This window comes from Amycolatopsis sp. NPDC102389 (assembly GCF_044765885.1).
GTDB lineage: Bacteria > Actinomycetota > Actinomycetes > Mycobacteriales > Pseudonocardiaceae > Amycolatopsis.
Window position 1 is genome coordinate 1 of sequence record NZ_JBIWKX010000116.1, and the last position, 10,029, is coordinate 10,029.

Sequence of the window (10,029 nt, forward strand, 5' to 3'; positions counted from 1 at the left end):
CAAAACCGCACCCGCACATCCCGCACCAACGGCACACGACCCACCATCACAACCTCCGACCACAATCGGTGTTGCAACGACCCCGTGAACCCAAGGAGCCTTCATCCCACCATCCGCCCGTCCATCACGTCACCGTGGCCAAGTTTGCCTTAGGGCAGCTCCGTGAGGTAGGCGACGAGGCGGCCGAAGCAGGACTGCCAGCCTTCGGTGTGGTTGTCGCGCTCCGTCACGGTCTCGAAGACCGCTTGATGGAACGACATCTCCGTCTTGCCGTCGAGATCGGAGAGGGTGACCGTGACGAGGGTGTCGTGCCCGCGGAAGCCTTCCGGCTCCTCCCAGGCGAAGCTGAAGACGAGCCGCTCCGGCGGGACGATCTCGTGGTAGACGCCTGACGCCCACAGCTCGGTCTCGCCGTCGCTGATGCAGGTGCGCCACTTGCCGCCCTCGGTGAGGTTGACGGTGCAGGACTTGCCGGTGAAGCCGGCCGGACCCCACCATCGGGCGAGATGGTCCGGGTCGGTCCATACGCGGAAGACGAGCTCGCGTGGCGCGTCGAGGAGACGGGTGATCGTCAGATCGGCCATGGGTTCTCTTCCAGGGTATTCAACTGGATGGTTAATCAATGTATTGGTTGAACTCTAGCGGTGGTGTCAAGCGGTGAGGCGTGACTCGCGTGATCGGAGGGCGAACAGGCCGTAATTGTCGGTGCCGGTCCGTACGGTCGTGGCCATGACCCTTCGCTCAGCACTCTGGCTGCCGATCTTCGACGAGTTGGCCGACCCGGTGATCATCGCGCGCCTCGCCGCCGAGGCCGAAGAAGCGGGCTGGCACGGCTTGTTCGTCTGGGACCACGTCCGCTGGCGCGAGCCGGTGCGCGCGATCGCGGATCCGTGGATCACGCTCGCCGCCGTCGCGTCCGCCACCGAGAAGCTCGCCTTCGGGCCGATGGTCACGCCGCTGGCCCGTCGCCGTCCGGTCAAGCTCGCCCGCGAGACGGCCACCTTGGACCGGTTGAGCGGCGGAAGGCTGATCCTCGGCGCGGGGCTCGGCAGTGACCGCTTCGGCGAGGAGTTCTCGAGGACCGGCGACGAACTGGACGATCGCAAGCGCGGCGCGATGCTCGACGAGTCGCTCGAGATCCTCACCGCCGCTTGGTCCGGTGAGCCCGTGCGGCATCGCGGCGTGCACTACACGGTCGACGACATCACCTTCCTGCCTCGTCCCGCGCGCCCGGTCCCGGTGTGGCTGGCCGGATTCCCGGGGAAGACGAAGCCGATGCGCAGGGCCGCGCGATACGACGGATTCTTCCCCGTGAACCTGCCTCATGCGGACGAGTTCGCCGAGGCGGTCGAGACGATCACCGCGCTGCGCGAAGGCGACAAGGGGCGGTACGACTTCGCAATCGGTGTGCCCGCGGGCACGGATCTCGCGCCCTATGAGCGGGCGGGGGCGACCTGGTGGATGGCCGAGTTCCCGTGGGATGACCTGTCCGTCGACGCGGTACGCGGCGTACTGAGGGAGGGCCCTGCTTGACCCCGGCTTTAATATCTCTTTACCAAGTGCGATACTGGACCGACGAGGGGAGTACTTCCCAAGAGCCTGCCCGGTCAGTACGGACATCCCGCCGGTGTCCCCGGGAGGCCGCCCCACCGGGGTGAAGGAGACCTCGAACTTCGAGTTCGAGGAGGCTCCATGTCCGAGTCCGTGGCAACCGTGGGATCACCCTGGTTGTGGGCGATCAGTATCGCCGTCCTGCTGGCACTGCTCGTCGCCGATTTCGCCGTGACCCGGCGTCCCCACGAGGTGTCGATGCGGGAGGCCGCCGGCTGGTCGGCCTTCTATCTCGCGCTTCCGGTGGTGTTCGGGCTCTGGCTGTGGCTCGAGTTCGGCGGAGGCCAGGCGCTCGAGTTCATGACGGGTTTCGTCGTCGAGAAATCGCTGTCGGTCGACAACCTGTTCGTCTTCATGCTGTTGCTCGCCGCCTTCGCGGTCCCGCCCGCCGTGCAGCAACGCGTGCTGCTGTACGGCATCGTGGGCGCGCTGGTGCTCCGCGGCGTGTTCATCGCGGCCGGCGCCGCGATGCTGTCGGCGGGCACCTGGGCGTTCCTCGTCTTCGGCGTGATCCTGCTGGTCTCGGCGATCAAGATCCTGCGCGAAGCCATGTCCGACGGCCCGAGCGAGATGGACCTTTCGCAGCTGAGGTCGGTCCGGTTGCTGCGCAAGCTGATGCCGGTCACGGACGACTATCGCGGCACCCGGCTGACCGTGCGTGAAGGCGGACGCCGGGCGCTCACCCCGCTGGCGGTCGTGGTCGTCGCGGTCTTCGCGACCGACGTGGTGTTCGCGGTCGATTCCGTGCCCGCGGTGTACGGCATCACCGAAGACCCGTACCTCGTGTTCGCCACCAACGCCTTCGCCCTGATGGGCCTGCGCGCCTTGTACTTCGTGCTCCATTCGGCGCTCGCGAAGCTGGTCCACCTGAACCACGGCCTCGCGATCATCCTCGCCTTCATCGGGGTGAAGCTGGTCCTGCACTGGGCACACGGGATCTGGCCGTCGGTGCCGCAGGTGCCGACCCCGGCCTCGCTGGGCGTGATCGTCGCCGTCCTCGTCACGGTCTCGTTCACCAGCCTGTACGCGCGCCGTCGTGAAGCCGCCCGGACGGCAGAGGAGTGAGCGATGATCACCGCACTCGTCGCCGGCTTCCTGATCGATCTGGCGGTCGCCGTCCTCTTCCTGGGCGCGCTGCTCCTGGTCTTCGGGGCGATGCGGCCACCGCGTTGAGGGTCACGGGAAACGGATCACGGTGATCCCGGTCAGCACGAAGAACACCAGCACCACCAGGGTGCCGGAGTGCCCGCCGGACGAACTGGTCACGACCTGCTCGACGGCGCCGGTCAGCCGCACGCCGCAGTCCGCGACGACGGTGTGCCTGCCCGCCTCGATCCGGGTGAACTCGACGGCCGCGGCGAAGGCGCCGGTGCCGTCGGCGTAGGCGCCGCCGACGCGTTCGCCGTCCGACGTCAGCGTGACGCGCTCGCCGGGTGTGCAGCCCTTGCCGGTCGCGGAGAGCGCGTCACCGGGCTGCACACTCGGCCGGTCGAGGACCAGGTCGTTCGGGCCCGGCGGGGTGCTGCTCGTCGACGGGACGTCCGTTGGCGGCGGGGGAGTGTCCGTTGTGGACGGTGGGGTCGTGGTGGGCGGCGTCGTCGTGGTGACCGGGGTGGTCGGAGTCGTGGTCGTTCCCGGTCTGGTCGGGGTGGTCACCGGGACGGTCGGCTTCGTCGTCGGAGGCACCTTCGTCGTAGGTGGCGTCGTGGTCACGGTCCCGGTCACGCGGAAGGTCGCGCTCCCGGTCAGCGGCCCGCCCGTCCGCGCGTTCGTACAGGTGCCCGTAACGGTGTGGCTGCCGGGCGTCGCGTTGCCCGGCACGGTCGCCCCGACCTGTCCGCTGGGGGCGCTGACCGACGTGATGGCCGCTCCTTCCCACGTGAAAGAAATCGGTCCTTTGCACGGGGAGAAATTCCAGGAAATGGTGAAAGAACTCCCCGCGGAGCCGCTCGAAGGTTTCAAACCAACTGTGGACTCATAGGGGGACTGCTGCGCGTTTCCCGCTCCCACCTGGGAAAGCAGGAACAACAAACCGGTCACGGTGCCGAATATCAGGCGAACCACGATACGCATTGGGACGTCCCTCTCCGGTAAGTACTCGCTGTAGCATTCCGGACCAGTCGGATAAGGAAAACAGGGGATGCGCAAAATGGGACGTGTCATCGCGGCAGGGGTTGCGTTGGGTCTGTGCGCGATCCTCTTGGGCTCTCCACCGGCCAATGCGGACGATGTCGCCGACGCCAGGCTCGGCCTGGCGGTCACCCTCGACGACCGGCCGATCGCCAACGCCACGGTCATGATCGACCCGGCGAAACAGATCGAGCTCACCGTCACGGCCGCCAACAGCGGAGGGACCACGGTCAAGGTCCGCAGCGTACGGGTGGCCGGCGTGGCGCTCGCCCTGACCTTCTTCGCCTACGACACCACGGCTCCGTTCGAGGTCCCCGCGCACAGCCGCGTCACCAGGACCTTCGTGCTGGACATGGCCGACCTCTCCGGCCAGGCGATCGGGCTGCTCCCGTCGACGGTCGAACTGCTGGACGCCCAGCGCGGCACGCTCGGCGAGGCGGCCACGGTCGCCGACATCCGCGGGTCCTTCTGGTCCGTCTACGGCGCTTTCGGGCTCGCGATGCTCGTGCTCACCGTGCTGGCGTGGCTGACCGCCCTGCTGGCGTTGGCCCGTCACCGCCTTCCCACCAACCGGTGGCGCCGTGGTCTGCGTTTTCTGCCCGCCGGATTCGGCACCGGGCTCGTCGCCGTCGTCTCGCTGTCGGTGCTGCGGCTCGTCCCACCGGAACCGGCGATCGAGATCCCGGTGGTCCTCGGCGCCGCCGCGATCGCGTTCCTGCTCGGCTATCTGACCCCGCATCCCGCCCCGGGGCCCAGCGGCGACGAGACGGTCCGCTTTCCCGACGCCACCAAGGAATTCAACTGATGAGCGCACCCGCCGAGGTCGTCGCCGCACTGCCGCAGTACGAGATCGGGGCCGCGATCGGGCAGGGCGGGATGGGGGTCGTCTTCGCCGGCGTCCACCGTTCGCTGCGCCGCGACGTCGCCATCAAACAGCTGCCGTGGGACGTGCTGAACCACGCCGTCAGCAGTGAGCTGTTCGACCGCGAAGCTCGCGTGCTGGCCAGCCTCGACCATCCGCACATCGTGCCGGTGTACGACTACGTGCGCACCGGCCGTGAGCACCTGATGGTGATGGAACGCCTCGACGGCGGCACGGTGCACAGCCGCTTCCGCAGTGGTGAGATCGGCGGCGAGCAGGCCTGCGCGATCGGGCTGGCGATGCTCGCCGGGCTCCACGCGGCGCACGAAGCGGGCGTGCTGCATCTCGACGTCAAACCGAAGAACCTGCTCTTCACCACGCAAGGCGTGATGAAGGTGGCCGACTTCGGCATCGCGAAGGTGATCAGCGAGGGCGCCACCCTCGTCACGCACGGCGGAGAAGTCCTCGGCACGCCCGCCTACATCGCGCCGGAGCAGGCGATGGGCAACGCGCTGAGCCCCGCGGCCGACGTCTACTCGGCGGGCACGGTGCTCTACGAACTGCTGTCCGGGAAGCTGCCGTTCGACAACACCCGCGGCGCGATCAGCATGATGCGCCAGCACATGTTCACCGATCCGCGCCCGATCGACGGCGTGCCGTCGCCGCTCGCCGGGGTCGTCATGCGCAGCCTCTCGCGTGAACTCGACTCCCGGTACCGCGACGCGGAGACCTTCGCGGCCGACCTCGCCTCCGCCGCCACCGCCGTGTACGGGCCGGGCTGGCTCGAACGCTCCCGCGTGCCGGTCCGGCACCTCACCCCGAGGGTGATCTCCGCGATCGGCACACCGGTGCCCGCCGGCGACGGCCCGACCAGGCCGGTCCGCCGCCCCGCCCCGGACGCGACGCTGTCGGCGACCCGCGCGGATTTCGAGCCGCGCGAACGGTCCGGCACGGTGCTCTGGTTCCGGCTGGCCGCCGCGGCCGCCGCGATCGCGCTCGTGGTGCTGACCCTGCTCACGCCGGAACGGCTGCCGCACGAGGCGACGACGCTGAAGGTCGACGGCGTCGCGGCGTCGTCGGCACCCATCGACCTCAGCAAGACGTCCGCGGTGACGGGGGAGGGAAGCCCGAGCCGGGTGACTCTCGACCTGTCGGCCGCCGGGATTCCGCTCGGTTCCGCGTCGGCGGTCCCGAAACCCGAGGGCGAGGGCTTCCGCGCCGACCTCGCTTTTCCCGGGCTCACCAGGTGGATCGCCGGCGGCGCTGTCACCGCGACCTTGACGGTGGACGGCGTCCCGCGGACCTTCACCGTCGTCACCGAACAGCATCCGCTCGCGAGCGCGCTCGGCGCGGGCAGCCTGATCCTCGCCCTGTTCGCGTTGGCGTACCTGGAATCCGGGCTGCGGACCATCCGCAATGGACACCGCTGGCGGGGCGCGCTCGTCGGCGGCCCGGTCCTCGGGTTGCTGTTCGGCGCGACGGCGTGGCTGTGCGTCTCGGTGCTGAGAGTGCACGAGCCCGCGATCCTGTTCGGCGTCGGTTGCTCGATCGCGGGTGCCGTGGCGACCGGTTTCGTGGTCGCGGCCGCCCGCGTCCGAAGCAGGCGCTGAAATCCCGGTCACGACTTGCGGTGCTTGCCCTCGTCGTCGGTGACCTCGAACTTCTCCTTGCGGACCTTGCCGGAGATCGTCTGGTCCTCGGTGACCGTCTCGGTCTTGAGCCTCGCCCGCTCGACCGCGACGGTTTCCTTGTCCACCACCGGTTTCTCGGCGTGCAGCACGACTTCCTGTTCGTCCTCGGCGATCTCGGCCCGCTCGCCACCCTGCTTCGTGATCGGCTCCCGCTCGACGCGCACCTCCTCGTGGCTGACCGGAACGGTGACCTGCTGCTCCTCGGTGACGACGTACTTGCGCAGCCGGACATGGCCGGTCTCGACCTGCTCGGTGCCGACGTTCAGCCGTTCCTCGGACCGCGTCATGGCGGGCTCGGTGTCCCGGCCTTTCCTGGCGGTGTCCGGCCTCGCGTCCATCCGGCCGTCGGGCGACGTCCGCGGCATCGGCAGCCCGTAATGCTGGTAGAGCTGCGCGCTCTCCTCCGCTGACAGGTGGCCGTCGGCCTCGATACGGGGCGCGTCGGAGACCGCGTCCTTGTCGACGCGGACGTGCACACCGTCCTGGTCCGCATGCGCCCCCGAAAGCGGTACGAAACTCTCCTTGGTGCCGAACATGCCCGTCTTGACGGTGATCCATTCCGGCTGGCGCGTCGCGTCGGCCAGGTAGACGTTGCCCACCTTCCCGAGTTTGTTGCCGGTCGGGTCGACCACCGCGCTGTCGATGAGTTCCTGCGGCTGCATGGTCTTCGCCATCGGTCCTGCTCCTCTCGGAAGATGCTGCTGAGAAGCCCACCGTCGGCCGGGCCGGTGATCAAGGCAACCGTCGTGGTGTCCCTGTGGGTGACCCCGGAAAGTGGTGGTTTGAAGTGACCTTCGCGGGCTAGGAGCGACGTCTCGTCGCAGGTGGAGGCAGGTGCCCGCGCGGTGAGGAGCAGGCCGGGGGATGGCGCGAACGTGTGGATCGGAAAATCGGATGCGGGAGCTCCCGGATGTGTCCTAACCTCGTCAGCGTGATGCAGCAACTGCTGTTCCTCTGAGGAACGACGCCTCCACCGGTACCGCGAGCCGCGGTACCGGAATTCGTTCTTCCTGCTCATCACTTCACCGGAGGCAGTTCCTTCATGTCATCCCCTCTTTCGCCCGCGCCTGTGCGCGCGGCGCACGTCCGCCTGTCCGGCGTCCACCTCTCCTTCGGGGGACGGCCCGTGCTCGTCGGGGTCGATCTCGTCGCCGCGGCCGGGGACCGGGTCGCCATCGTCGGGGAGAACGGTCGCGGTAAGACCACTCTTCTCCGGGTGCTCGCCGGCGATCTGGCCGCCGATCGCGGCGAGGTGCACCGATCGGGTTCCGCCGGCGTGGCCGACCAGCAGATCCCGCTCGGCGCGGCCGACACCGTCGGCGCGCTGATCGACCTCGAACTGGCCGCCGTCCGCGGCGCGCTGGCTCGTCTCGAAGCCGCCACCGAGGCGCTCAGCGATGGCCGCCCTGGTGCGGACGATGCGTTCGCCGCCGCGCTGGAACAGGCCGAAGCCCTCGACGCGTGGGACGCTGACAGGCGGGTCGAAATGTCCTTGGCGGCCTTGAACGCCGTGGACGACCGTGACCGTCCACTCGGGACACTCTCGGTCGGGCAGCGCCACCGGGTCCGGCTGGCCTGCCTGCTCGGCGCCGGGCATCCGGTCCTGCTGCTCGACGAGCCGACGAACCATCTCGACGCGGCCGGGCTCGAACACCTCACCGAACGGTTGCGCGCCCACCCGGGCGTGGTCGTCCTGGTCAGCCATGACCGGGCGTTGCTCGCGGACGTCGCCACCACGGTGATCGACCTCGATCCGTCGAGCGACGGCAGGCCACGCGTCTACGGCGACGGGTACGCGGGCTACGTCGAGGCGCGTCGAGCCGAACGTGCCCGCTGGGAAGCCGACCACGCCGAGCAGATCGCCGAGCGGCAACGGCTGGCCGACGACCTGTCCGCGGCGCGGAACCGGTTGCGGGACAACTGGCGGCCGCCCAAGGGCACCGGCAGGCATGTCCGCGCCACCCGCGCGCCCGGACTGGTCCGCGCGGTCCACCGGCGGCAGGAGGAGCTCGCCGGGCACGTGGTGGCCGTCCCGCAGCCGCCCGCCCGGTTTTCCATGCCCGACCTCCCGTCGCACGGAGGCGCGGTTCTGCTCCGTGCAGCCGGGGTGACGGTGGCCGGGCGGCTCGCGCGGCCGGTCGACGTGGCGCTGGAAAGCGGCGACCGGCTGGTGATCACCGGCCCGAACGGAGCGGGCAAGTCGACGCTTCTGAGCGTGCTGGCCGGGGAACTGGAGCCGTATACGGGCACGGTCACACGCTCGCGTTCGGCGCGGATCGAGCGGCTGGGACAGGAATCCGACCTGCCGGGCAGGAGGACGGCGATGGAGCTGTACGACGAAAAGCTCGCCAGGACGGGGATTTCCGGCCCGGGGCTGGGCGAACTGGGCCTGCTCGCCGGCTACGACCGGCACCGGCCGGTGGCCGAACTGTCGGTCGGCGCCCGGCGGCGGCTGGACCTGGCGCTCGTACTGGCCGGCCGCCCGCACGTCTTACTGCTGGACGAACCGACCAACCACCTGTCCGCCGCGCTCGTCGACGAGCTGACCGCCGCGCTCGAGACGACACCGGCCGCGGTGGTGATCGCCACGCACGACCGGCAGCTGTCACGGGACACGGAGTCCTGGCCGAGGCTCGCGTTGTGAGCCGTCAACCGCGGTGGGCGAGGGTGTAGCGCACGGTCTGCGCCAGCACCACGCTCCCGTCGGGCTCGCGGAGCGGTTCGAGCTCCGCGAGCACGGCCTGGCGCACAGCGTCGAGGCGGTCTTGCGGGATCAGTTCCCAGAACATCCGCTGGCCGTGCGACCAGGACCAGGTGATCCAGTGCCCGGGGTCGGCGAACTTCACCGGATAGACGCGTTCCACGGACGTGACACCGGTGAAGCCCGCCGACTCCACGGCCTGGCCGAAGCTTTCGACGGTGGCGAACAGGCCCGCCCTGATGGCCAACGTCCAGGCCAGCTCCGGCGGTACGAACGGTTTGAACACCTCGCGCACGGCGGCCCACCGCGGATCGTCGGCGCCGAACGTGGTCACGCCCAGCCTCCCGCCGGGCGCGAGCAGACGATGCCAAGACCGCAGCCCGGCGAGCGGATCGGGCAGGAAGAAGACCACGAACGACGCGAGGACCACGTCGAAGGCGGCGTCGGTCAGGGTCGGTTCTTGAGCGTCCATAAGGGAAACCAAGGCTTTGACGCCGCGATCCTCGATGTCTTTCGCGGTGCGCTCGATCATTTCCGCGGAAAGGTCGATCCCCAGCACCGATCCGGCCGCGCCGACCCGCTCGGCCGCTGGGAACAGCACCGCGCCCCGCCCGCAGCCGACGTCGAGTACCCGCTCCCCGGGGACGAGCGCCACCCGGTCGAGCAGCTCTTCGGCGAACGTGCCGAAGAAGTCGACGCCGAGAGCGTCGTAGGTCTCGGCTGTCCGGTCGAACAGTCGCGCCATCGCCTGCCGGGTGTAAGCGCTCATGGGCTGGACGATGGCCCGGTGAAAACGGTGTTGTCAAACGGATGGCTGGGGTTTGTCATGCGGACTTGAGCGGGGATGCCTCGAATTCGCTCCGGGGTGCCAGTTTCTTCTGGCGTGCGGTGGGCCTCGGTTCGGTCCGTGAAGGCCTCCTTGAGGGACTCTGGGTCCCTCAAGGAGGCCTTCACGGACTCGATGATCGCCACATGCGCCAAGCCGCGGGCTCAGCCTCGTCCGGGACCGTCCTGGCCGGGGCGACGCCGCCGCA

Annotated in this window: 10 protein-coding genes; 6 read left to right on the plus strand and 4 right to left on the minus strand. The window is 69.4% G+C overall.

The window, feature by feature from the left end; genetic code table 11:
• Positions 1-149: 149 nt before the first annotated feature.
• On the minus strand, positions 150-584 hold the full coding sequence (locus ACIRGA_RS40410) for an SRPBCC domain-containing protein (protein ID WP_400952692.1): 435 nt from the start codon (positions 582-584) through the stop codon (positions 150-152).
• Positions 585-729: 145 nt separating this feature from the next.
• On the opposite strand from ACIRGA_RS40410, the gene ACIRGA_RS40415 reads away from it, so the two are divergent.
• Both ACIRGA_RS40415 and ACIRGA_RS40420 read left to right on the plus strand, forming a co-directional pair.
• Positions 730-1,533, plus strand: a complete 804-nt coding sequence (locus ACIRGA_RS40415) for an LLM class flavin-dependent oxidoreductase (protein ID WP_400952697.1) — start codon at positions 730-732, stop codon at positions 1,531-1,533.
• 159 nt (positions 1,534-1,692) lie between these two features.
• Entirely contained in the window at positions 1,693-2,676 is a 984-nt protein-coding gene (locus ACIRGA_RS40420; RefSeq protein WP_400952700.1) for a TerC/Alx family metal homeostasis membrane protein, read from the plus strand.
• 111 nt (positions 2,677-2,787) lie between these two features.
• Here the strand turns inward: ACIRGA_RS40420 and ACIRGA_RS40425 are convergent, their stop codons facing one another.
• Positions 2,788-3,090, minus strand: coding sequence for a hypothetical protein (locus ACIRGA_RS40425; RefSeq protein WP_400952704.1), 303 nt, complete (start codon positions 3,088-3,090; stop codon positions 2,788-2,790).
• An 88-nt stretch (positions 3,091-3,178) separates the two neighbouring features.
• Here ACIRGA_RS40425 and ACIRGA_RS40430 point away from each other — a divergent pair, with 88 nt between their 5' ends.
• The 3 genes from ACIRGA_RS40430 (at position 3,179) to ACIRGA_RS40440 (ending at position 6,213) form a co-directional block, all read left to right on the plus strand.
• On the plus strand, positions 3,179-3,592 hold the full coding sequence (locus ACIRGA_RS40430) for a hypothetical protein (protein ID WP_400952708.1): 414 nt from the start codon (positions 3,179-3,181) through the stop codon (positions 3,590-3,592).
• A 168-nt stretch (positions 3,593-3,760) separates the two neighbouring features.
• Positions 3,761-4,546 carry a hypothetical protein gene (locus tag ACIRGA_RS40435; protein WP_400952727.1) on the plus strand — a complete coding sequence of 262 codons (786 nt, stop codon included), beginning with the start codon at positions 3,761-3,763 and terminating at the stop codon, positions 4,544-4,546.
• Positions 4,546-6,213, plus strand: a complete 1,668-nt coding sequence (locus tag ACIRGA_RS40440) for a serine/threonine-protein kinase (protein WP_400952712.1) — start codon at positions 4,546-4,548, stop codon at positions 6,211-6,213. Before ACIRGA_RS40435 ends, ACIRGA_RS40440 begins: the two co-directional genes overlap by 1 nt.
• An 8-nt stretch (positions 6,214-6,221) precedes the next feature.
• Here ACIRGA_RS40440 and ACIRGA_RS40445 read toward each other — a convergent pair whose 3' ends face one another.
• The gene (locus ACIRGA_RS40445) at positions 6,222-6,968 is read right to left on the minus strand and encodes a DUF2382 domain-containing protein (protein WP_400952715.1); all 747 of its coding nucleotides are present in this window, start codon (positions 6,966-6,968) and stop codon (positions 6,222-6,224) included.
• Between the two features lie 368 nt (positions 6,969-7,336).
• Here ACIRGA_RS40445 and ACIRGA_RS40450 point away from each other — a divergent pair, with 368 nt between their 5' ends.
• Positions 7,337-8,938: an ABC-F family ATP-binding cassette domain-containing protein gene (locus tag ACIRGA_RS40450; RefSeq protein WP_400952720.1), complete on the plus strand. Its 1,602-nt coding sequence runs from the start codon at positions 7,337-7,339 to the stop codon at positions 8,936-8,938.
• A gap of 4 nt (positions 8,939-8,942) precedes the next feature.
• Here the strand turns inward: ACIRGA_RS40450 and ACIRGA_RS40455 are convergent, their stop codons facing one another.
• On the minus strand, positions 8,943-9,764 hold the full coding sequence (locus ACIRGA_RS40455) for a class I SAM-dependent methyltransferase (protein WP_400952723.1): 822 nt from the start codon (positions 9,762-9,764) through the stop codon (positions 8,943-8,945).
• Positions 9,765-10,029 lie beyond the last annotated feature (265 nt).

Bases quoted from the DNA above. Each gene is read 5' to 3' on its own strand.
- ACIRGA_RS40410 (WP_400952692.1), bottom strand. From the start codon at position 584: ATGGCCGATCTGACGATCACCCGTCTCCTCGACGCGCCACGCGAGCTC.
- ACIRGA_RS40415 (WP_400952697.1), top strand. From the start codon at position 730: ATGACCCTTCGCTCAGCACTCTGGCTGCCGATCTTCGACGAGTTGGCC.
- ACIRGA_RS40420 (WP_400952700.1), top strand. From the start codon at position 1,693: ATGTCCGAGTCCGTGGCAACCGTGGGATCACCCTGGTTGTGGGCGATC.
- ACIRGA_RS40435 (WP_400952727.1), top strand. From the start codon at position 3,761: ATGGGACGTGTCATCGCGGCAGGGGTTGCGTTGGGTCTGTGCGCGATC.
- ACIRGA_RS40440 (WP_400952712.1), top strand. From the start codon at position 4,546: ATGAGCGCACCCGCCGAGGTCGTCGCCGCACTGCCGCAGTACGAGATC.
- ACIRGA_RS40445 (WP_400952715.1), bottom strand. From the start codon at position 6,968: ATGGCGAAGACCATGCAGCCGCAGGAACTCATCGACAGCGCGGTGGTC.
- ACIRGA_RS40450 (WP_400952720.1), top strand. From the start codon at position 7,337: ATGTCATCCCCTCTTTCGCCCGCGCCTGTGCGCGCGGCGCACGTCCGC.
- ACIRGA_RS40455 (WP_400952723.1), bottom strand. From the start codon at position 9,764: ATGAGCGCTTACACCCGGCAGGCGATGGCGCGACTGTTCGACCGGACA.